This window comes from Microbulbifer sp. (assembly GCF_051659245.1).
Lineage (GTDB): Bacteria > Pseudomonadota > Gammaproteobacteria > Pseudomonadales > Cellvibrionaceae > Microbulbifer.
Genome location: NZ_JBOFOC010000025.1, coordinates 58,567 through 80,908 on the forward strand (window position 1 = coordinate 58,567; position 22,342 = coordinate 80,908).

General features: G+C 64.6%; 21 protein-coding genes. 5 read left to right on the forward strand and 16 right to left on the reverse strand.

Annotation, left to right across the window (positions count from 1 at the left end):
• Positions 1-9: 9 nt before the first annotated feature.
• Positions 10-1,254 carry an EAL and HDOD domain-containing protein gene (locus ACRC0P_RS02900; RefSeq protein WP_438628283.1) on the forward strand — a complete coding sequence of 415 codons (1,245 nt, stop codon included), beginning with the start codon at positions 10-12 and terminating at the stop codon, positions 1,252-1,254.
• A gap of 170 nt (positions 1,255-1,424) precedes the next feature.
• The gene (locus ACRC0P_RS02905) at positions 1,425-1,817 is read left to right on the forward strand and encodes an energy transducer TonB (RefSeq protein WP_438628284.1); all 393 of its coding nucleotides are present in this window, start codon (positions 1,425-1,427) and stop codon (positions 1,815-1,817) included.
• Between the two features lie 164 nt (positions 1,818-1,981).
• On the opposite strand, the gene ACRC0P_RS02910 is transcribed toward ACRC0P_RS02905, so the two are convergent.
• The 14 genes from ACRC0P_RS02910 to motA all read right to left on the reverse strand — a co-directional run bounded on the left by ACRC0P_RS02910 (position 1,982) and on the right by motA (position 17,452).
• Complete coding sequence (locus ACRC0P_RS02910; protein WP_438628285.1) at positions 1,982-2,683, reverse strand: RNA polymerase sigma factor FliA; 702 nt, start codon at positions 2,681-2,683, stop codon at positions 1,982-1,984.
• A 110-nt stretch (positions 2,684-2,793) separates the two neighbouring features.
• On the reverse strand, positions 2,794-3,231 hold the full coding sequence (locus tag ACRC0P_RS02915) for a flagellar protein FlhE (protein WP_438628286.1): 438 nt from the start codon (positions 3,229-3,231) through the stop codon (positions 2,794-2,796).
• Positions 3,228-5,279, reverse strand: coding sequence for a flagellar biosynthesis protein FlhA (gene flhA / locus ACRC0P_RS02920; protein WP_438628302.1), 2,052 nt, complete (start codon positions 5,277-5,279; stop codon positions 3,228-3,230). Before flhA ends, ACRC0P_RS02915 begins: the two co-directional genes overlap by 4 nt.
• Positions 5,280-5,335: 56 nt before the next feature.
• Positions 5,336-6,472 (reverse strand): flagellar biosynthesis protein FlhB, encoded by a 1,137-nt coding sequence (gene flhB, locus ACRC0P_RS02925; protein ID WP_438628287.1) that lies wholly within the window; start codon positions 6,470-6,472, stop codon positions 5,336-5,338.
• A 247-nt stretch (positions 6,473-6,719) separates the two neighbouring features.
• Complete coding sequence (cheZ, locus tag ACRC0P_RS02930; RefSeq protein ID WP_438628288.1) at positions 6,720-7,400, reverse strand: protein phosphatase CheZ; 681 nt, start codon at positions 7,398-7,400, stop codon at positions 6,720-6,722.
• Positions 7,401-7,437: 37 nt separating this feature from the next.
• Positions 7,438-7,824, reverse strand: coding sequence for a chemotaxis response regulator CheY (cheY, locus tag ACRC0P_RS02935; RefSeq protein ID WP_438628289.1), 387 nt, complete (start codon positions 7,822-7,824; stop codon positions 7,438-7,440).
• Between the two features lie 25 nt (positions 7,825-7,849).
• Positions 7,850-9,592 (reverse strand): methyl-accepting chemotaxis protein, encoded by a 1,743-nt coding sequence (locus ACRC0P_RS02940; RefSeq protein WP_438628290.1) that lies wholly within the window; start codon positions 9,590-9,592, stop codon positions 7,850-7,852.
• 54 nt (positions 9,593-9,646) lie between these two features.
• The gene (locus tag ACRC0P_RS02945) at positions 9,647-10,708 is read right to left on the reverse strand and encodes a protein-glutamate methylesterase/protein-glutamine glutaminase (RefSeq protein WP_438628291.1); all 1,062 of its coding nucleotides are present in this window, start codon (positions 10,706-10,708) and stop codon (positions 9,647-9,649) included.
• A 274-nt stretch (positions 10,709-10,982) separates the two neighbouring features.
• Positions 10,983-11,822 carry a CheR family methyltransferase gene (locus tag ACRC0P_RS02950; RefSeq protein WP_438628292.1) on the reverse strand — a complete coding sequence of 280 codons (840 nt, stop codon included), beginning with the start codon at positions 11,820-11,822 and terminating at the stop codon, positions 10,983-10,985.
• A 128-nt stretch (positions 11,823-11,950) separates the two neighbouring features.
• Positions 11,951-13,204: a methyl-accepting chemotaxis protein gene (locus ACRC0P_RS02955; RefSeq protein WP_438628293.1), complete on the reverse strand. Its 1,254-nt coding sequence runs from the start codon at positions 13,202-13,204 to the stop codon at positions 11,951-11,953.
• 6 nt (positions 13,205-13,210) lie between these two features.
• Entirely contained in the window at positions 13,211-13,702 is a 492-nt protein-coding gene (locus ACRC0P_RS02960; protein WP_438628294.1) for a chemotaxis protein CheW, read from the reverse strand.
• Positions 13,699-15,720, reverse strand: a complete 2,022-nt coding sequence (cheA, locus tag ACRC0P_RS02965; RefSeq protein WP_438628303.1) for a chemotaxis protein CheA — start codon at positions 15,718-15,720, stop codon at positions 13,699-13,701. Before cheA ends, ACRC0P_RS02960 begins: the two co-directional genes overlap by 4 nt.
• A 2-nt stretch (positions 15,721-15,722) precedes the next feature.
• Entirely contained in the window at positions 15,723-16,583 is an 861-nt protein-coding gene (gene motB / locus ACRC0P_RS02970) for a flagellar motor protein MotB (RefSeq protein WP_438628295.1), read from the reverse strand.
• Positions 16,584-16,588: 5 nt separating this feature from the next.
• Positions 16,589-17,452, reverse strand: a complete 864-nt coding sequence (gene motA, locus ACRC0P_RS02975; RefSeq protein WP_438628296.1) for a flagellar motor stator protein MotA — start codon at positions 17,450-17,452, stop codon at positions 16,589-16,591.
• A 299-nt stretch (positions 17,453-17,751) separates the two neighbouring features.
• Here motA and ACRC0P_RS02980 point away from each other — a divergent pair, with 299 nt between their 5' ends.
• The gene (locus ACRC0P_RS02980) at positions 17,752-18,441 is read left to right on the forward strand and encodes a glycerophosphodiester phosphodiesterase family protein (RefSeq protein WP_438628297.1); all 690 of its coding nucleotides are present in this window, start codon (positions 17,752-17,754) and stop codon (positions 18,439-18,441) included.
• A complete protein-coding gene (locus ACRC0P_RS02985; protein ID WP_438628298.1) occupies positions 18,425-19,633 on the forward strand; it encodes a glycerol-3-phosphate dehydrogenase/oxidase in 1,209 nt (402 codons plus the stop codon). The genes ACRC0P_RS02980 and ACRC0P_RS02985 overlap by 17 nt, the downstream gene beginning before the upstream one ends.
• Positions 19,634-19,676: 43 nt before the next feature.
• Here ACRC0P_RS02985 and ACRC0P_RS02990 read toward each other — a convergent pair whose 3' ends face one another.
• Positions 19,677-20,099, reverse strand: a complete 423-nt coding sequence (locus ACRC0P_RS02990; protein WP_438628299.1) for a DUF5991 domain-containing protein — start codon at positions 20,097-20,099, stop codon at positions 19,677-19,679.
• A gap of 32 nt (positions 20,100-20,131) precedes the next feature.
• Positions 20,132-20,986: a hypothetical protein gene (locus tag ACRC0P_RS02995; protein WP_438628300.1), complete on the reverse strand. Its 855-nt coding sequence runs from the start codon at positions 20,984-20,986 to the stop codon at positions 20,132-20,134.
• Between the two features lie 235 nt (positions 20,987-21,221).
• Here ACRC0P_RS02995 and dusA point away from each other — a divergent pair, with 235 nt between their 5' ends.
• Positions 21,222-22,199: a tRNA dihydrouridine(20/20a) synthase DusA gene (gene dusA, locus ACRC0P_RS03000; RefSeq protein WP_438628301.1), complete on the forward strand. Its 978-nt coding sequence runs from the start codon at positions 21,222-21,224 to the stop codon at positions 22,197-22,199.
• The last annotated feature ends 143 nt before the right edge of the window (positions 22,200-22,342 follow it).

Sequence of the window (22,342 nt, forward strand, 5' to 3'; positions counted from 1 at the left end):
TACGCAAACGTGACACGAGCAAGGGAAGCCATCGAAGACGATCTGCTCAACGTGGTCCTGGCCTGCCGGCCGGTCTACGCCCGCAACCACGACGTGGCCGCCTTCGAACTGCTTCTGCAGGGGGAGCACCCGCAGGGCGCCTCCCTATCCGACATCGAAGCCACCGGCCCGGCGATCCTCGGCACTTATACCCAGCTGTTCCAGCGCGGCCGGGTGCACACGGTACCCAGTTTCCTGAAAGTCACCGACGAGGTGATCCTCGCCCCGCAACTCCCGGACCTGCCGAAAAAGCACTACATCCTGGAACTACCCAAGGGCACGCTGCCCACCTCCGAACGGGTGAAGCGGCTCAGGCACCTGGCCCAGCGCGGTTACCGCTTGGCCCTGGCCGACTACGCCCCGGACGACGGGGAACTGGACGTGCTGCTGGACACGGTGCACATCGTCAAGGTGGACACCCGCCGGCTGAGCGATGACGTCCTGCACCGGACCGCAGTCAAGCTGCGCGGCTGCGGTGTGGAGATGCTCGCCGACAACCTCGACAACGGAGAGCGCTTCCGGCACTGCCTGAAACTGGGTTTCCACTACTACCAGGGAGACTTTCTCGCCAAACCCTCGCCCATCAAGGGGAAAAAGATCACCGGCAACAAACTGCTGTTGCTGCAGCTGCTGTCGGAACTACACAACCCGGACGCATCGCCGACGCGCCTGGAAGAGATAGCCCTCAAAGACGCCAACCTCACCTACCGGATACTGAAAGTGGTCAATTCAGCAGCCGTGGGTCTGCGCCGGGAAGTGCACTCCCTTTCCCATGCCATCGCGCTGCTGGGCCTGGAAGAGATCAAGCGCTGGGCCAACCTCCTCCTCGTGGGCAGCGAGGGGAACAAGCCCGAAGCACTGATCCGCGGCATGCTGGTGCGCGGGCGCATGTGCGAGGTACTGGCGGAAATCGCCGGGCGCGACAACGCGATCAACCATTTTATCGTCGGCCTGCTCTCGCAACTCGACGCGCTGATGGACATCGCCATGCCGGAACTGATGGAACAGGTACCGCTCAGCCGCGAGGTAAAGAGTGCCCTGCTCCACCGCAGCGGCAGCCTGGGAGAAGTGCTCTGCGAAGTGGAACTTTACGAGAAAGGGGATTTTTCCGGATTGAAGCTGCTTCAGGACAAGCGCTTCTACGAGTCAGCCTATCGCCACAGCACCGCCTGGGCGCGGCAGGTGCAGCAGGCTATGAGCTACCGGGATCACTAGTGAATGGAATCGGCATTGCCATTTCAGAATCACCCTAAAGCCTGGCTGCATTTTGCCGATAGCGTCCAGGGACAGATTGTCTTCGATCTGCCCGACGCGTCTCGGGAGAGAAACGCAAACCCTCAACCCTCTGGAACCTCGCATCCGGAAAAACTCATCGGGGAAAAGCCATGAAACCGATAAAACTCATCATCGCCCTGTCGCTGTTCACAGCGGCATTGTACGCGGAATCGTCCTTCGCGAACGCCAGAACCGGAGGCCGGCAGGCCGACGCCATCGAGAGCTATGTTTCCACACTCAAGAACCACACACTCAAGCACATCTCCTACCCCAGGCGCGCGCTCGAACGCAACTGGGAGGGCGACGTGCTGCTGCGCATAACGATCGACGCCGAGGGCCAGGTGCAGAACATCGAGATTGTGGAGGAATCCCGCTATTCCAATCTCAACCGCGAGGCCCTCAGAAGTGTCGAGCGCGCCAACCCCTACCCTCCGATACCGGCAAACCTGGGGCAGGACACCCTTGAATTCACCGCGCCCATCACCTTCCGACTGTCCGGCTGAGCGACCGGGGAACACCCTGAAAACAGCATTGGCTATATTCTCTTCGGCTTTGATTCCCCCTCCTGCGCAACCGCGGCGGGGAAGAGCAATCGCAGGCGACTACGCCCGACACAAAGGGACGCCGCCGACATATTCGGCGGCGGCATTCAACGCTCAAAGACTTCCTATTCCTCCGCAAGCCGCGCCCGCAGCCGCCCAATCGCCTGGCTGTGCAACTGGCAGACGCGGGATTCGGTGACTCCCAGCACTGCGCCGATTTCCTTGAGGTTGAGTTCTTCCTGGTAGTAGAGCGCCATCAACAATTTCTCCCGCTCCGGCAGCGCCTCGATGGCCTCGACCAGGCGCTCCCGCCGCTCGCCGTCCACCAGCGCGGCGAAGGGTGGCGGCGGGCCGTTGCCGCCGGCCTCCGGTTCGCCGCTCTCGGCCACCAGTTCCTCGAAAGGCAGTAGATAACCGTTATTGGTATCGTTGAGCAATTGACGGTAGTCGTTCAGGTCCATGCCCATTTCCGCGGCGACTTCGCGCTCGACAGCGGGGCGGCCCAGACGCTGCTCCAACCGGTAGAGATGCTGCTCCACGGCGCGGGCGTTGCGGCGCACACTGCGCGGCAACCAGTCGCGGGTACGCAGTTCGTCGATCATGGCACCGCGGATGCGCTGGCTGGCGAAAGTGGAAAAACTGGCACCGGCGTTGGGGTCGAAGCGCTGCAGAGCGTCGAGGAGGCCGACCATGCCGGCCTGGATCAGGTCGTCCAGTTCGATACCGGAAGGCAGCTTCACCTGCAGGGCGAGTGCGTGGCGGCGAACCGCGGGAAGATGCTGCTCCAGCAGTGCCTCCCGATTGAATTTCCCCTGTGCCGTATACATTCGATTCCCCGCCCCGCTTTGTCGTTGGCGTTTCGGTGTGCTGTCCGTCTCATTATTTGCGGTGCGGAGAATTTGTAAGCGGCGAATAAAGGGGCTTCTCAGCGGCTTTTTTACCGATAGACCCCGTCGCGGGCGGGCCGGTATTCCACGCGCAGTTGCAGTTCGTCGATGGCCACTGCCCGGCGCGCGCCCTCAGGTAACTGGAAACGGAAATACAGGGGGCGGTCCGCGGGCCGGCCACGCAGTTGCTTTCCCCGACCGCGCGGGCCCCGCAGGGGAGCGCAGCGGTCACCCCGGCATAGCCAGGCGCGCACCGGGCCGTCGACCCGCCAGTGCCAGGAGACACTGCTGATGAACTGGCCGCGAGCGGACGGCGGCGGCTCGAGGGGCTCGCTGTCGTAGAAACGACCGGCCACCGCGGGCCGCACCGGCGCCGCCGAGGCACTCCAACTGCCCGGCGCCGCGGAAACCCAGACGGAGACGAGGGCGGCGGCGACCGACAGCCCCTGCCCGGCGAAACCCGCCGGGTCGCGGTGGAAGGCGCTCACGACGCCCCCCCCTGAACCCCGCCGATCAGGGCGGTGACCCGCAGGGTGCGGTCGTCGGGAATTTCCGCCTGGGACATGACCACCAGGTGGCGCAGCCGGCGGCGCAGGAAGTGGGCCAGCAGCGGCCGCAGGCCGTGCTGCACCACCAGCACCGTCGGCTCGCCCGCGGTCTCCTGGCGCTCCAGGGCCGCGGCGGCCTGGGCCATCAGGGTGTCCGCCAGTCCCGGCTCCAGGGCGCCGCCACCGTCCAGGGCCTGGCTGAGCACCTGCTCCAGTTGGCTGTCCAGGCCGATCACGCGCAACTCGTCGCGGCCGGGGAACCACTGGTGGGTGATGGCGCGGCCCAGGGCGACGCGCACCCGGGCAGTCAACTCCTGGACTGAAGAGCTGTGGGCATCACCCTGCTGGCCGCCGTGCTCCGCCAGGGTGTCGAGGATGGTGCGCAGGTCGCGGATCGGCACCTCTTCCGCCAGCAGGTTCTGCAGGATGCGCTGCAGCGCAGTGAGCGATACCGTGTTCGGCACCACCTCCTCCACCAGGTTCTTGTTCTCCCCGCCCAACCTGTCCAGCAGTTGCCGGACTTCCTGTCGGCCGAGCAGTTCGGCGGCGTGGCGGTGCAGCAGGTGGTTGAGGTGGGTGGCCACCACCGTGCCGGCGTCCACCACCGTGTAGCCATACACCTGGGCCCGCTCCCGCTGCCCGGCGTCGATCCACACCGCCGGCAGGCCGAAGGCCGGGTCCTCGGTGGCGGTGCCCCGCACTTCCCCGGTCACCTGGCCCGGATTGATCGCCAGCCACTGCCCGGGGAAGGCCTCGCCGCGGCCCACCTCGGCGCCCTTGAGCGCAATCGCGTAGCTGTTGGCGCCGAGTTCCAGGTTGTCCCGGATGTGCACCACCGGCGGCAGAAAACCCAGGTCGCGGGCAAACTTCTTGCGCACGCTCTTGATCCGGCTCAGCAGCTCCCCCTTCTGGCGGTCATCCACCAGCGGGATCATGCGGTGGCCCACCTCCAGGCCCAGGGTGTCGATCAGCTGCACGTCGTCCCAGCTTGCCTCGGGGGCTTCCGGCTGTGGTGCCGGCCCGGCCTGGATCTGCTCCTCGGCCAGGCGGTTGTTCCCGCGCCGGGCGAGGAACCAGGCCAGGCCGGCCAGGAGCGCGGTGAACAGCAGGAACACGAAGTTGGGCATGCCCGGCACCAGGCCCAGCAGGCCCATAACACCCGCGGCCAGGAGCAGCGCCCGCGGGTTGACCAGCAGTTGCTCGATCATCTGCTGGCCCACGTCCTGGTCGGTGTTGACCCGGGACACGGTGACGCCGGCGGCGGTGGAGATCACCAGCCCCGGGATCTGCGCCACCAGGCCGTCACCGATGGTCAGCAGGGTGTAGGTGCGGGCGGCGTCGGCGAAGGACATGTCGTGCTGGAGTGTGCCGACCAGCAGGCCGCCGATGATGTTCACCCCCATGATCACCAGGCCGGCCACTGCGTCGCCGCGCACGAACTTGCTGGCGCCGTCCATGGAGCCGTAGAAGTCCGCCTCCCTCGCCACCTCGGCGCGGCGCCCCCGGGCCTCCTCCTCGCCGATCAGGCCGGCGTTGAGGTCGGCGTCGATGGCCATCTGCTTGCCGGGCATGGCGTCCAGCATAAAGCGCGCCCCCACCTCGGCGATGCGCCCGGCGCCCTTGGTGATCACCATGAAGTTGATCACCACCAGGATCAGGAACACCACCAGGCCCACGGCGAAGTTGCCGCCCACCAGGAACTGGCCGAAGGCCTCAATCACCTTGCCGGCGGCGGCGCCCCCCTGGTGGCCCTCCATCAACACCAGCCGGGTGGAGGCCACGTTCAGCGCCAGGCGCAGCAGGGTTGTGAACAACAGCACCGCGGGGAAGGCGGCGAAGTCCAGGGCCCGCAGGGTGAACATACTGACCAGCAGCACCATCAGTGACAGCGCGATGTTGAAAGTAAAAAACAGGTCCAGCGCGAACGGCGGCAGGGGCAGGATCAGCATGGCCATGATCAGCAGGATCAGAACCGGCCCCGCCAGCACCTTGCCGCCGGCGTCGCCGAGCCAGTTGCCCGCGCCGAAATACTGACTTGTCGATTTCACGGCGTCACCTCCAATTCTTCCGGCACAGGCAGGTCCGCCGGCATGTTGGGGATCTCTGCGCCCTCGAGACGGGCGCGACGCAGGCGCATGGCCCAGACCAGCACCTCGGCCACGGCGGCGTAGAGCGTGCCGGGGATTTCCCGGTCCAGGTCCACGTGCCGGTACAGGGCGCGCGCCAGCGGCGGCGCCTCCAGCATCGGCACCCCATGCCCAACCCCCAGCTCGCGAATGCGCGCCGCCACCGCGTCGGCTCCCTTGGCCACCACTCGCGGGGCGGCCATACGGCTCTCGTCATAGCGCAGGGCCACGGCGTAGTGGGTGGGGTTGGTGACGATCACGTCCGCCTCGGGCACCTTGCTCATCATGCGCTTGCGGGCCATGGCCTGCTGCTGTTGGCGAATGCGGCCCTTGAGCTGTGGGTCACCCTCAGTCTCTTTGTGCTCGCGCTTCACCTCTTCCTTGCTCATGCGCAGCTTCTTCGCGTGGCTCCACAGCTGGTAGGGCACGTCGATCAGTATCACCAGCACCAGGGCCAGTACCATCAGCGCACAGGCCTGAGCCGCCAGGCGCAGGGCGCTGGCCAGGGCTTGTTCCACCGGCCAACTCATCAGCGCCAGGAATTCGCCGCGCCGGGACATCAGGAAGGCGGCCGCGACGCCGCCCACCAGCGCCGACTTGGCCACCGCCTTGGCCAGTTCCGCCAGCGCCTGGGAGGAGAACTGCCGCTTCAGGCCCTTGAGGGGATTGAGTTTGGACAGCTGCGGCTTCAGGGACTTGGCGGAGATCAGGAAGCCCCCCAGCAGATTGGGGGCCGCCAGCGCGATCAGCGCCAGCAGCAGGAACAGGGGGACCAGGGCGAACAAGGCGCGCGCGCCCAGATCGGTGGCGTGTCCCAGCATCGCCGCGCTGTCGAAGGCCCGGTGGCGGTCGAACAGGAAGGATTGCTCCATCACCAGGCCCACCCGTCCGAACAGCAGCGGCCCCAGGGCCCAGAGGCCGCCCACGCCGCCGGCCAGCAGCATCACCGTGACGAGTTCGCGGGATCGAACCACCTGGCCCTCCTCGCGGGCCTTCTGCAGACGCCGGGGGGTGGCCGGTTCTGTTTTTTCCTGGTCTTCGGTGTTGTCGGCCATGGCGGCGGCATCGGAGCCATTCTGCTTCGGTGCCGGACATTGTCGGCGAACTGTCCCGCGGGCAAAGGGGAGATAAGCGGGGGCTGAGGGCGGTTATTCGGGGACGGCGCGGGCCGGAACCCCCTTGTCGGAGCGGATTCAGGTACAGGGGGATTCCGCTTAACTTAGTGCCATTCGGGGCCTGGTGTACATCCCGGCTCGTGGAGCTGAACCCCAAAATTGAGTTGATTCAGTACGGCGCCGCGGTTCAGAAACCCAACTCGTCGAGCAGGGCGTCCACCTGGTCCTGACTGTTGACCACGTCCTCCTCCTCACCGCCGACCTGCGGGCCGTTGACCAGAGAGGCGTCGCCGCCATTGTTGCCATCCTCGATGCGCTGGCGGAAAGCCTTGCGCTCCCCGTCCTCGGGCAGGCTCTCCAGCAGCACATCCAGCAGCTGGCGCTCCACTTCCCGGATCACGTCCATCATTTTCTTGAGCACCTGGCCGGTCAGATCCTGGAAATCCTGAGCCATGGTGATCTCCAACAGTTCTTTGCCGGTTTCCCGGGTCATGACCGGCACCGCGCAGAGGTAGCCGCGGGTGTCCCGCACCAGCTCGCGGGCCCGCTCCAGCTCCACGGGCTTTTCGAACCACTTACCCCATTGTTTATCGAGCGCCTCGGCGCGGGACTCGATCTCGCTTTGCAGCGGCTGGGCGCGGTCCACCGCGTTGAGCACCCGATCCGCCGCCTGCTCGGTCATGGCAACCACGTAGTTGAGTCGCGCGCGAGCATCGGGAATCGCCTCCGCGGCTTTTTCCACTTCCCTGTCCAGGCCCAACTCGCGCATGCTGTCACGCAGCATGCGGGTGAGCTGTCCGATGCGCTGCATCAGGTCGTCGCTGGGAGCGCTTTCCGCGACAGCCGTTTGCCGTGCCTCACCACTCATAATTGCTTCTCCTCACGGGGGGACAGGCCCTCGGCGATTATTTCGCTAATTTTTCGAAAATCTTGTTGAGCTTTTCCTCAAGCGTCGCAGCGGTGAACGGCTTGACGATATAACCGTTGGCGCCGGCCTGGGCCGCAGCCACGATGTTGTCCTTTTTCGCCTCCGCGGTAACCATCAGTACCGGGAGAGATTTCACGGCTTCATCAGCGCGGATCTCCTTGAGCATTTCCAGGCCGTTCAGGTTGGGCATGTTCCAGTCCGATACCACGAACTCGAAGCCGCCGCTCCTGAGCTTGGACAGCCCTTCCTGGCCATCCTCGGCTTCCTCCACATTGGTGAAGCCCAGCTCCTTGAGCAGACTGCGAACGATGCGGCGCATGGTGGGGAAATCGTCCACCACCAGAATTTTCATACCCTTGTCCATTTTGCCCTTCTCTCTGAGTCGTCGATTAAAACTCTTCCCACTCGTCTTCGCCGGCAGCTACCAGCTCGCGGCGCGATGCAACCGCGGGCTCGAAGCCCTGGCGGGCCGGTTCCCTCTCTTCCCGGCTTTCCGGTTCGGCCTGTTCGGGATCGGCCGCCGCGGCTTTATCGCCATCCCGGTCCGGGACCACTTCCTCACCAACCTCGGCGGATAGGCGGAAAACCGCCACCGTTTCCTCCAGGTGCCTGGCCTGTTGCTCCAGGGAGGCGGCGGCGGCGGTGGTCTCGTCCACCAGGGCGGCATTCTGCTGGGTCATTTCATCCATCTGGCTGACCGCCTGGCTCACCTGTTCGATTCCGCCGCTCTGCTCCTGGGACGCCGCGGAGATCTCATCCATGATGTCGGCGACACGCTTCACCGCAACCAGCACTTCCTTCATGGTTTCACCCGCCTGTTTCACCAGCGCGGATCCCTCCTCCACCTCCGTGGCGGAATTCTCGATCAACTCCTTGATCTGACGGGCTGCATCCGCGCTGTTGCCGGCCAGGTTGCGCACCTCCCCGGCCACCACCGCGAAACCGCGACCCTGCTCGCCGGCGCGGGCCGCTTCCACGGAGGCGTTGAGCGCGAGGATATTGGTCTGGAAAGCGATGGAATCGATCATGCCGGTGATGTCCGCCACTTTCCGCGAGCTTGCGGTGATGCCCTGCATCCGGCTGGACACCTGCTCCATCACTTCGCCGCCCCGGGACGCGGTGCCGGAGGCGTCGCTGGCCAGGCTGCTGGCCTGGCGGGCATTGTCCGCATTCTGCTTCACCGTGGCGGTGAGCTCTTCCATGCTGGTGGCGGTTTCCTCCAGGGAGGCGGCCTGCTGCTCGGTGCGCGAGGAGAGGTCGGCGTTGCCGCGGGCAATTTCCGAGGCGCCGATGTAAAAGGAACCGCTGCCAGCGCGCACCTCGGTGACGATGCCGCACAGACCGTCGCGCATTTCGCGCATGGCCGCGAACAGCTCCCCGATTTCGTTGCGGCCCGGATCGCGGATCGGCCGGGAGAGGTCCGCCCGCGCGATACGCTGCAGGTTTTCCACCGCTTCGCCCAGGGGCTTGACCACCACGTTGCGCAGGAGCAAGTAAATGAGTACCAGGATCACGACGATGATTGCCAGCACGGCGATGCCGATATTGCCGTACAGGCTCGTCTTGTCCCGGTAGGCGGCCATGATGCCGGCGCTGTCCCGGCCGGCGTCGTCGAGGATATCGAGCAGGGCCGTGTTGAGGTCGTCGCTGAGAACGCTCACGTCCTCCTGCCGCTCCCGGTAGCCCCTCAGGTCCGGTTTTTTCAACAGCAGCAGCTGATACTGCGCCTTTACCTCATCGAGCATTTCGGGAAAGGCTCTGGTCAATTCGCCGAGACGCGTCATATCCTTCTCCGCAGCCTCAATTCCCCGCAGGGAGCTGAACTGTTCGACGGCGCGCTCGATTAGAGGCCCGGCCTCATCCAGGTAAGTGCCCGCGGTCAGGCTGCGTCCCTCGGCCAACTCGTCGGCAGCCAAGTCCATTTCGATGCGCCCCTGGTTGAGCAGCGTGAACGCGCGGAAGATATCGTGAAGCTCCCGCACATTGATCCGGTGCAGGGCGCGGATGGATTCGTCCCCGCTCTGGTTAGAGGTTATGAGCAGGGCGGTCAGCGCCCCCATCAGCAGGGTGCAGCACAGCAACACACCCGCTACGATCACATTGATATTGAGATTCCGGATCAGTTTCATCATGGCCGGCGTTTCCTCTCTTCGTACATCCTTGCAGGGATTTGTTTTTCAGTTTGCCTACAGGCGTTGCGCGCGCCCGGACGCGGCGGCCAGTGCCATTACCCGCGGGGCCACATCCTCCAGCGCGACTATCTCGCTTGCCGCTCCCAGGGCGATCGCCTCCCGGGGCATGCCGAATACCAGGGACGTGGCCTCGTCCTGGGCCAGCGTTGGCGCGCCGGCCCGGTGCATGGCCAGCAGGCCGGCGGCGCCGTCCTTGCCCATGCCCGTGAGCAGCACGCCAATGGCGTTGCGCCCGGCGTGCTGCGCCGCGGAATGAAACAGCACATCCACCGACGGGCGGTGCCGATTCACCGGCGCGCCGGCATCCAGTTGCACCGTGTAGTTGGCGCCGCTGCGCGCCAGCTTCAGGTGGCGATCGCCGGGAGCGATGTAGACTTGCCCGGGCAGCACCCGCTCGTCGTCCTCCGCCTCCTTGACCCGGATGCGGCAGAGCCTGTCCAGCCGCTCGGCGAAGGAACGGGTGAAACCGCCCGGCATGTGCTGGGCGATCAATATCGCCGGACTATTGGCCGGCAGCGGCTCCAGCATCTGGCGAATCGCTTCCGGACCGCCCGTGGAGGCGCCGAGAACCACCAGCTTTTCGCTGGACACCATCACCGACTCGGGCATCCTGGACGCTGCCCGTTCGCGGCTTCGGGTGTGCTGGGGCCTGGAGCGGGCGGCGGCGCGCACCTTGTCAGCGATCAGCTCGCTGTATTCGAGCAGCCCGCTGCGAATGGCCAGCGACGGTTTCTGCAGAAAATCCACCGCGCCCAATTCCAGGGCCCGCAGAGTGATCTCGGAACCCGCTTCGGTGAGGGAGGACACCATCAGCACGGGCATGGGCCTCAGGCGCATCAGCCGCTCGAGAAAATCGAGCCCGTCCATGCGCGGCATTTCCACGTCCAGGGTCAGCACATCCGGGTTGTGGCGCTTGATCAGGTCGCGGGCCACCAGCGGGTCCGGCGCAACGGCCACCACTTCCATATCGCCGTGGCTGTTGATAATTTCGCTCATCAGACCCCGGATCAGCGCGGAGTCATCCACGCACAGGACCTTGATTTTTTCCAGGGACAAAATCGGCTCTCCCGCTCGCGGCGGCCGCAGACAACCGCTCCAGTTTGTTCAATCATCGGCAGAAGGGCGCCGGGCTTTAGGGAGAAAAGAAAGTTTGCCTCGCGACTGCTCACTCACCGGGACTCGGGACTCGCAAAACTGTGTGTAGGAGGGCGGGGCGGCCATCCGCCATGCCCGCGATCGGCCTGCGGGTGAACCAGTGCCGATCGCGGGCATGGCCCGCTCCTACAGGGAAGAACCCGGGGCTGAAAAAACAGGGGGAGCACGACGTGCCCTACGCCAGGGTGTAAACCGTCTGCCCGCGCAGGCGGAAGTGATTGCTGATGTGGGAAAAGCTCTCAGAGTGGCCGACGAACAACAGGCCGTCGGGTTTCAGCAGCGGTGCGAAACGCTCCAGGATACGCGCCTGGGTCGCCTTGTCGAAATAGATCATCACATTGCGACAGAAGATGGCGTCGAACCGCTGGGCCAGGGGCCACTCCGGCGCGATCAGGTTGAGCGATTCAAAACGCACGCGAGCGGCCACCTCCGGGCGGATGCGCGCGAAGCCCGCGCGCCGGCCGGCGCCTTTGAGGAAAAATCGCCTGGTACGCCGCTCGTCGAGCTGCCGGCGCAGTTGTTCCACGGGGTAGATCCCACAACGTGCCCGCTCCAGGGCCTCCGTATCGATATCCGTCGCCAGCACCTGGGTATCGGCGCTCTCGCCGAGGGTTTCCGTCAGCACCATGGTGATGGAATAGGGTTCCTCGCCGGTGGAGGCGCCGGCGCTCCACACCCGCACCGGCCCGCGGCGCCCGCCGAGGTGATCGGCGAGCAGATCGAAATGGTGCGCCTCGCGGAAAAAAGCGGTGAGATTGGTGGTGAGCGCGTTAGTGAATGCCTCCCACTCCGAACTGCGTGGGCGGCGCTCCAGGGCCGCAAGGTAATCCCCGAAGCTGGTCAGCCCCCGCTCGCGCACGCGCCGGCCGATGCGGCTGTATACCATGTCGCGCTTGTAGTCGGCGAGCACTATACCCGCGCGCCGCCCGATCAATTTGCGGATGCGTTGGAAATCCGCGTCGGAGAACGTCAAGTCCCGGTCCGGGAAAGCCTCGGGAACAGCGTTGTCAGACATCATTTCCGATGGGACAGCGGCGGCGCACGCCGGTTTGCCATTGTCAATCGGATTCAAGTCAGCTACCCGCGCCCAGCGTTGGACTGGAGTTCGATACCGGCCCACTGTGCCGGCCGACAAGCCGGTTATCACGCATAGGCTTCCTCCAGGGTGGTGTCCCCCTCCTCCGTGTCCGCCTCATCCGCGGAAGCCTCCGTGGATACCAGGTTGAACATCACCACCGATTGACGCAGCCGTGCGGCCTCCGTCTCCAGCTCACTGGCCCCCGCCGCCGCTTCCCCCACCAGGGCGGCATTGCGCTGGGTAACCTGATCCATTTGTGTTATGGCGTGATTCACTTGGCCGATGCCCACGCTTTGTTCCTCGGAAGCTCCGGCGATCTCACCCATGAGGTCGGTGACGCGGCGCACCGACTCAACGATATCCGCCATAATGCTGCCGGCCTGATCGACCAAGGTGGTGCCGGCCTCGATCCTCACCACCGACGCTTCGATCAGGGTGCGGATTTTTTTCGCCGCCTCGGCGCTGCGACCTGCGAGAGCGCGTACCTCCCCGGCCACGACGGCGAAGCCCCGCCCCTGTTCGCCGGCGCGGGCGGCCTCCACTGAGGCGTTCAGAGCCAGGATGTTGGTCTGGAAGGCAATGGAGTCGATCACCTCGACGATTTCGGTGGCCAGACTCGCACTGCGGCTGATCTCACCCATAGTGCCCACCACCTCCCCGACCATGTCGCCACCGCGTTGCGCGGTTTGCGAAGCACTGGCGGCGAGTTGGCTGGCCCGGCGCGCATTCTCGGCATTCTGTGCCACGGTGGAGGTCAATTGATCCATGCTGGCGGCAGTTTTCTCCAGGGACACCGCTTGGTTTTCGGTGCGTGCCGCCAGGTCATTATTGCCGCGGACGATTTCACGGGAGCCCTGGTAGATCGCCTGGCTGCTGTCGCGCACAGTGGCCACGGTATGCGACAGGCTGCGCTGCATCTCCGACAAGGCGGCATAAAGCTGACCGATCTCGTTATTGCCGCGCACCTCGATGTGTTGCGACAGGTCACCGCGGGCCATCCGCTCAAAATGCCCCACCACCCAGTGCAGCGGCCGGATCACATTTACCGTTACCCCCCACAGCACGATGGCCACGAGCACCGCCGACAGCCCGATGACCGAGGCGATGCCCCAGCGCATGGAGGTGGAGTAACGGGTAAAGGCCGCCATCGCCTCCCGGCCGGCGTCGCCGGCCTGGGCCGCCAGTTGCCCCATGGCATCGAGACTTTGATCGAGGATGTACCAACCCAGGGCACTGATGGACAGAACCAACAGGAAAAATGCTGTCAGCACCAGCCCCCAACTCACCCTCACCGTCATGTTGTGCAGTACTTTCATCATGCAGAGTTACTCGCTGACGCCCTCGACAAGCGCCATTTCCTCGCTGGTAAGCAGTTTTTCGATATCCACCAGTACCAGCATCCGCTCGTCCAGGTTGCCCAAGCCGCCGATATAATCCAGCGGCAGGCCGACACCGAACTCCGGCGGCGGCTTGATCTGTTCGCCGGTGAGCGTCATCACATCGGAGACGCGGTCCACCACAATGCCCACGACCCGCCCGGCAATGTTGACCACGATCACCACCGTGTGCTCGTCGTATTCGGCCTCCAGCCGGAATTTGATACGCAGGTCCACGATCGGCACTATCACCCCGCGCAGGTTGGACACGCCCTTGATAAAGTCCGGGGCGTTGGCGATGCGCGTGACGTTGTCGTAGCCGCGGATCTCCTGCACCTTGAGAATGTCGACGGCGTACTCCTCATCTCCCAGGGAGAAGACCAGGAATTCCCGGCTGCCTGTTTCCGCGGCGGCGCTTTGTAATGTGGTGACCTCACTCATGACGCTTTTGACTCCTCCACTGGCCGGGACCGCTGCTGCGCCCCGAAAATGCGGTTCTCTTTCTTGCTCTCACTGAGGCGGTGCAGGTCGGCGATATCCAGAATCAGGGACACGCTGCCGTCGCCCAGGATGGTGGCGGCGGACACGCCGGGAACCCTGCGGTAATTGGTTTCCAGGTTCTTGACCACCACCTGCTGCTGGCCCACCAGTTCGTCCACCTGCAGGGCGTAGCGGCGGCCCTCGCCCTGCACGATCACCGCGATGGCGCGGGTGGGATCGGTGACGGCGTCGCGCACGTCCATGGCACGGTGCGCGGCCACCAGCGGCAGGTATTCGTCGCGCAACTTGAGCAGCAGGTCGTCGCCGGCCGTGGAGTAGAGGTCTCCCCCGCGGGGCTGCAGGGATTCGATCACCCCGCTCACCGGCAGGATGAATATCTCCCCGCCCACGCGCACCGACATGCCGTCGAGGATCGCCAGGGTGAGCGGCAATACGATGCGGGTGGTGGTGCCCCGCCCGGGGCGGGAGAGGATTTCCACGTGGCCGCCCATGGACTGGATGTTGCGCTTGACCACGTCCATACCCACGCCGCGGCCGGATACGTCGCTGATCTCCTCGGCGGTGGAAAAGCCCGGCGCGAAAATCAGCTGCCAGACCTCGTCATCGGCCATGTTGTCGGATACGGCGAGGCCGTTGCCGCGCGCCTTGGCGAGTATCCTGTCGCGGTTGAGACCGCCGCCGTCGTCGCTCACCTCGATCAGGATGTTGCCGCCCTGGTGGCTGGCAGACAGGGTCAGGCGGCCGGCGCGCGGCTTGCCGGCGGCCTCGCGGCGGTCCGGCGCTTCGATGCCGTGGTCCAGGCTGTTGCGCACCAGATGGGTGAGTGGATCGACAATGCGTTCGGTGAGCCCCTTGTCCAGCTCCGTGGACCTGCCCTCGGTGACCAGTTCCACCTCCTTGCCGAGCTTGCCCGCCAGGTCGCGCACCAGGCGCGGAAAGCGACTGAACACAGTGTCCATGGGCACCATGCGCACCGACATCACCGCCTCCTGCAGATCGCGGGCGGTGCGGGCGAACAGGTTGAGGCCCTTGGCCAGGTTGCCGTCGTCGACACCCTCCGCCACTTGGTTGAGCATGGACTGGGTGATGATCAATTCGCCCACCAGGTTGATGATCTGATCCACCTTGGCCACCGGTACGCGGATGGAGGTGGATTCGCCGCCGCCCTGCGCCGGTGCGGCGTTGGGCACTCGCCTGCCGGCTTCGGCGGGAACCTCCGCCTTCGGCGTCGGGTCGGCTTTCGGCGCGGAATCACTTTTTTCTCCTTCAGCCGGAGCCAGCGGGCGGATCTCCAGCTGCTCCGGCTCGGCGATAAAGCACATCACCGCCTCGATATCGCCGCCGCCCAGCGAAGTGACCAGAATTACTTCGTAGCGGTCCCCGTCGCCGGACTGCCGCTCTATCCTGCCCAGTTGGCCCAGTTCCTCGATCAGCAGTTGGCGGTCCTTTTCCGCCACGCCCAGCAGCGCCACCAGGAAGCGGCCGCCGGAAGCCTCCGGAGCACCGCTGGTCTCCGGTTCGGACTCCGGCTCCGGTTCGGGCTCCGCTGGTGCGGCACCGGCCTCCCCGCCGATTTCCTCCAGGGCCAGCTGTTGCAGGGTCTCGCAGATTCGCTCCAGGGCCTCCGGGTCCGGCTCGGCGCCTCGGCGGTAGGCGTCCAGTTGATCGTGCAGCATGTCTTTGGCTTCCAGAAATATGTCGACGATATCCCGGCGCAGGACCAAATAGCCGTGGCGAGTGTGGTCGAGCAGGTTTTCCAGCAGGTGGGTGGTGCGCTGCAGCGCTTCGAAACCAAAGGTCCCGGCGCCGCCCTTGATGGAGTGAGCCGCGCGGAAGATGGCGTTGAGCTGTTCCGCATCGGGGGCGTCCACGTCCAGTTCCAGGAGATGGGATTCCATCTCCGCCAGGAGTTCTCCCGCCTCCTCGAAAAAAGTGTCGTAGAACTCGGTAATATCCATCTTCACTCACGCACTGCCTGAAGAATCCACGGCTGGCTGGCCGCCTGAATCCGCGCCGCCGCCTGTTCGCTGAGCACCAGGAGAGCGATGCGCCGGTTGACCGGGTCCCCCGGGGCGCTGCCCGGGAGGGGTACGCGGTCGCCCATGCCGATCACGCGCAGCAACTTGGCGTTGTCCAGGCCGCCAGCCACCAGTTCCCGGCGCGAGGCGTTGGCCCGGTCCGCGGACAGTTCCCAGTTGCTGTAGCCGGCATCGCCGCCGGCGTAGAGCAGGCTGTCGGTGTGGCCGCTGATACTCACCCGGTTGGGCAGTTCGTTGAGCAGCGGTGCTATGGTCCGCAGCAGGTCTCGCATATAGGGCGCCACCCGGTCGCTACCGAGCCGGAACATGGGCCGGCTCTCGGTATCCAGCAGTTGGATACGCAGCCCCTCCGGCGTCATTTCGAAGCGCATCTGCTCGAGCAGGTCGCGCAGTTCCGGGGCCGCCCGGACAACGGTTTCGATATTCTGGCGCAGCTCGACCAGGGTGCGACGCACGTCGCTGGGCAGACTCTGGGTGCGCAGATCCACGCGAGCCAACTCGCCGGAGACGTGGGCCGGGTCCGGGCCGCCGCCGGGGATGGCGCTGGTACTGGCGCTGTCGCGGTCGCCCTTGGCCAGGGCCACCGCCAGGGGGGTGCGGAAATACTCCGCCAGGCCCTGCAGTTCCTGTGGCGAGGCGGTGGAAATCATCCACAGCACCAGAAACAGCGCCATCAGGGCGGTCATCAGGTCCGCCATGGCTATCTTCCAGCTCCCGCCGTGATGGCCGTCGTGCACGCTGCGCGGACGCCGGATAATGATTTGGCGTTCGCCTTTGCCCACGGCGTTCACGCACCGGCCTTGGCCGGGCGCACATGCTCCTCGAGCTCGTCGAAAGTGGGCCTCTCGGCGGTGTCCAGGGCCTTGCGCCCGAATTCCACCGCCAACTGCGGGGCGTAACCATTGAGGCTGGCCAGCAGTGTGACGCGGATGCACTGCAATATCTTCACGGCCTCCCGCACCTGTCGCTCGATACGGCTGGCCAGGGGGTTGACGAAGCCGTAGGCCAACAGGATTCCCATAAAGGTACCCACCAGGGCCTGGGCGACCATCAGCCCGATTTCGCTGACGCCCGCATCGGCCGCCCCCAGCGCCTTCACCACCCCCAGCACCGCGGCGATGATGCCGAAGGCGGGCAGTCCGTCACCCACTTTGTTGAGGGCGTCTATGGGAATCCGCGCTTCGTGCTCGAAGGCCTCGATCTCGTGGGTCATCAGTTCGTCCAGCTCCAACGGGTCCATGCTGCCGCTCACCATCAGCCGCAGGTAATCGGTAGTGAACCCCATAACCATTGGATCGCGGACAATGTGCGGGTGCTCGGAAAAGAGCGGACTCTCCGCCGGGTTTTCGATGTCCTTTTCAATGCCTATGGCCCCCTCCCGCCGCATCTTGCTGAGCAACTTGTATTGCAGCGCCATCAGGTCCATGTAGATGCTCTTATCATATTTCCCCGTGCGCCTGAGCCTGGACGCGATGCGCAAGGTGGCCTTTATCGCCTTGCCGTTGTTGCCGGCGATAAACGCACCCACCGCCGCGCCCACGATGATCAGAATTTCCATCGGCTGATACAGCGGTCCCAGGTGTCCGCCGGACATGGAAAAGCCACCGAACACGGAGAGGGCGACGATGATGAACCCGACAAAGATCAGCATGACTGCTATCCTTCCGCTACTGCATGCGTTGCGTACAGCGTTTCTATCGGCGGGTCGGCGGCGGGCTTAAGGGTGCCGCGAAAGAAAAATACGACACCCGCAGCTTTGGCTTTGCATTTGGACGGCGCCGGGTATCGCCCGGTCTCCCTTGCAACATCTTCCCCACCAGCTATTTTTCCAATAGGAGCGGGCACAGCCGCTACCGGTAAAATTCACAGAGACCGGGAGCCACAGCCATACTCACCGAGTGTGGTGCGGCACCCGGGACAATAACGCCTGTCTATCCGGACCCGACCCCCATGTTGATAGCGCACCGAGGCGACAAAATCCGCCAACCGGAAAACACCATCGCCGCTTTTGAAGCCGCCCACGGGCTGGGAGCCTGCGCCATACAGACCGAGATTCAATTCAGCGCGGAAGACACTCCCTGGTGCTGCGGCGACGAAGTTCTGCAGCCGCCTTTGGGGGACTGGAAACGCCCGTTTCATCAGTTCAGCGATCGCGAGCTCTGCCGGCTGTCTCTCACGGCATTTTCCCATCTGGTGGACTGGGCACGGCGCCACCGGCACCTGGACTGGTTTGTGGAGGTGGACGAGACGAGCCTGAGCAGACTGGGCGAGCGAGCGGTGGCACCGCTGGCGGAGCAATTGCCGGAAGGGTGTGAGTCCTTCGTCCTGCTCTCGCGGGACTGCCACAGCCTGCGCCTGGTCCGCAGCCTGGGCTGCCACCAGGTCGCCCTGAAAGTGCGGAACGTGGCGCAGAGCCTGTCCGCGGAAGTGGTTACCCTGGCGCCCGACTACCTGTTCATTCGCAATCACCGGGTCGACCGCGAAGAACTGCCGCCGGGCCCCTGGCAGTGGGTCGTCTACGAGATAAACTCCGCGGAGGAGGCGGTGCGCTGGCGCGACCGGGGCGCCCACCACATTCTCACCGGCAATCTGCCTCTGCTGATGCGTTCCCGGGAAGCCAGCGATGTCTACGGATTTTGACGTCCTGGTGGTGGGCGCGGGAATCCAGGGCGCCGGCGCCGCGGAGGCCCTGGCGGCCGCCGGCCACCGGGTGGTGATCCTGGAGCAGACGGGCGTGGCCGCAGCCACCTCCTCGCGGTCCTCCAAATTGATCCACGGCGGCCTGCGCTACCTGGAGAGCGGCCAGTTTCTGCTGGTGCGCGAGTGCCTGCGGGAGCGCCGCTGGCTGCTGGTGAACAAGCCACATCTGGTGCGCAGGGTGCCCTTCTATATCCCCGTCTACCGCCACAGCAGAAGACCCCCGTGGATGGTACGTCTGGGGCTCAGTCTGTACGCACTGCTCTCCGGTGTATTCAGCGGCCGGTCCCGCTTCCGCGCCCTGCCGAAATCCCAGTGGGACAACCTCTCCGGGCTCAACCGGGAGGACCTGCTGGCAGTCTACCGCTACTTCGACGCCCAGACCGACGACGCCGCCCTGACCCGCAATGTAGTGGAATCCGCGATCGCGAACGGCGCGCGGCTGATCTGCCCCGGCAGTTTCGTGGGAGCGGAACTCACCCGCAACGGCATGCGCGTGGACTATGTGGCCGACGGCCAACTGCACACTCTGTGCGCCCGCGCCCTGGTCAATTGCAGCGGCCCCTGGGTGAGCGACACAAACGCCCTCTGCAGCCCGGCAGCGCCGCTGCCACCACTGGAACTGGTGGCCGGCAGCCATATACAACTGCCCCTCTCCCTCGGCGAGCGGATTTTCTATGTGGAAGCGGAGGACGGGCGCGCAGTGTTCGTGATGCCGTGGCAGGGGAAAACCCTCGTGGGGACCACCGAACGCAGCTACCGCGGCGACCCCCGCGACGTAGCCCCCACCATCGAGGAGGAGAGCTACCTGCTGCGCACGGTACAGCGCTATTTCCCCCAAACCCGCTCGATGCAGCTGGACAATATCTGCGACAGCTTCGCCGGCCTGCGCGTACTGCCGCAGACACCGCAGATGCCCTTTTCACGCCCGCGCGAGACACTGATCAGCTGCGACAACAACAGCAAGCCCCGCGTACTGGCGGTAGCCGGCGGCAAGCTGACCTCCTACCGCGCCACCGCACGCAGGATTGTGACGAAGCTGCGCCCGACACTGGAGGCCGGGCCCGGGAACGGCGACAAGCAGCCGAGGAACAACGAGCGAACTGCCGTCTCGGAAAAGGAGCGCAACCTGTAGCGAAGGCGTTTGCCGGGTGAATTACCCCGCCTCTGAACAGCGGTTACTGCCGGGCGAAGTAATTACCCGACTTATCCTTGACCGAATCGGGCACCAAGCCACCCCACTCGGTGACCAGCTCTTCCGAATTTTCGGAGGGGGATCGCAGGGTAAAGAGCGGCTCGTTTACCTGGTAAACCTGTACGCCGTAGATATTCTTCACATCGCCGTTGTCGTAGGAGCGGAAACGGACAACCGCCTTGCCGTCGCTCGCTTCGAGGGTACAACGAATACGCGAATCGGACTGATAACCGGTGATGTTCAGCAGGCAGCGGTCACCCGCGACTTCGAGACGGTACTCCACCAGCATGGCCGCCCCTCCGGGGTCTTCCCCGAGCTTTTCGCTGAACGTATAGAGACCATCCCACTGCGCACTGGACTGGCAGGCGGAGGCGAGGGAGAGCAGTAAGACGCAAAGCGCCGTCATAGAGAATCTTTTAAACACGGGTATCCAACCTCTCAGCCCAAATATCCCTGCTGAAGTCCTTTTTCATACTTCTGCCTGACCTTGACGGAAATTTCCGCCGGGGTGATGACGCCGTCTTCGTTTTTGTCGAAACCGGAGTTCTGCTCATAGGTTTTCGCCCCGCGACGAAACAACGCTTCGTCCGGGTCCATACCTATGGCTACGGGATACAGGATAGCCATATAAATATCTTCCAGCGTCTTCAGCTTGCCTTTGTATGGCAGGAAATATTTTTCGACATAATCCAGCTGTTTTTCCGCGGTCATTTTTGCCAGTTCTTCTGTCGTGGTACCCAGTCCCCGGGCGGTCCTGGGCATAAACTGGATCAACCCCGTGGCACCACTACCGGCTGCGTTTTTTATCGAGGGGCTGAATGTTTCGCCGGTTTCAAAGGCCATGCAGGACATCAGGAAATCCGGCGATATGCCGAGATTCACCGCGATCTGCCTGACCCGGGTCCTGAATGCGGCGGATACTTTAGCCCCCCAGGCGATAGCCCCGGAAGCCCCGCGGCCGGACGCTTCGCCAGTGGGGATATTGCTTCGCGACGGGTGCACGGAAAAAGCGCCGTTAAAGTACGCGGGCGTCTCAGCCGCATACCGCGCGAGGCTGCGCCATGTGGTACCGGCGACATCGACCCGACCGTCGGGTCTGACGAAACCGACCACATTCCTCTGGAAGTCCTTGATCCGGTCGATCGTATGGGGGCCGATCAGGCCATCCACCGCCAGCAGGGCCCAGGGAACACGGGTAGCCCGGTTCAGCAGTTCCTGCACCAACCTGACGTCATCGGGGAAATTTCTGCCCTTGAGACCGACGGACCCGGTCAATTCGGCGAGAGTCTTCATATCCAACTCCTTGGAAATTCTGACAGGGGCGAAGTGTAAAAAACAGAGGCGACTAAAAATACGGAATCGCTCACAGAATCACCCGGCACGGGCCGGTCACTCAGGGCCGGTTCAACGGACTGCCGGCGCTCAAGTTGGTGGGTCCAGAGTCGCGATCGCGATAAACTGTACGCTGCTGCCAACCGTGGACCGCCGCGCCGGCAACACACAGATGCTGTCAACCTGAAGTCGAGATATGCCCAGCCACTTTTCCCACCGCTTCTGCACCGCCCCGCTGATGGACTGGAGTGACCGCCACTGCAGGTACATGTGGCGGCTGTTCAGCAGGCGCGCGCTGCTGTATACGGAGATGGTGACCACCGGCGCCATCCTGCACGGCGACCGCGAACGACACCTCCAGTTCGACACCGTTGAGCAGCCCCTGGCACTGCAGGTCGGCGGCAGCGATCCGCGGGAGTTGGCCGAGTGCGCCCGCATCGCCGAGCAGTGGGGCTACAGCGAGGTCAACCTGAACTGCGGCTGCCCCAGCGATCGGGTGCAGTCAGGTCGCTTCGGTGCCTGTCTGATGGCCGAGCCGGAACTGGTGGCCCAGGGCCTGGCGGCGATGCGCGATGCGGTGTCCATTCCTATCACGGTAAAACACCGCATCGGCATCGACGATATGGAGGACTACGCCGGCCTCACCCGCTTTGTGGAAGCCCAGGCGGGCGTCGGCGTCACCACCTTTATCGTGCACGCGCGCAAGGCCTGGCTGAACGGCCTGAGTCCAAAGGAAAACCGCGAGATACCGCCCCTCGACCACCCGATGGTGCACCGGCTGAAGCGGGACTACCCGCAACTGGAAATCGTCCTCAATGGCGGCATCAACACCATGGATGAGTGCCGGCACCATTTACAGCGCCTGGATGGTGTTATGCTCGGGCGTGCCGCCTACCAGAATCCGGCATTGCTGGCCCGGGTGGACAGCGAACTCTTCGGCGAAGCGCCGGGGCCCACCGCCGCAGAGGTGGCGGAACGCCTGTTGCCCTATATTGAACGGGAACTGGGCCGGGGGGCGCGGCTGAACCATATCAGCCGGCATATGCTCGGGCTCTTCCAGGGGCTGCCGGGAGCGCGCCGTTTCCGCCGCCACCTGAGCGAACACGCCCACAAGAGCGGCGCCGGCCCGGAAGTGGTGGAACAGGCGCTATCCCTGGTAAACAGGGCGGCGTGAATGCCGGGATTCGGTATTCGGTACAAGTACCGGAAGCCGGTTTCTGCGTATGCTGCCCGACTGCAGGGTGATTATTGGGGACCGGAACGATTGTACCCTGTAGGAGCGGGCCATGCCCGCGATCGGCCTTTCTTCGTAGCCAT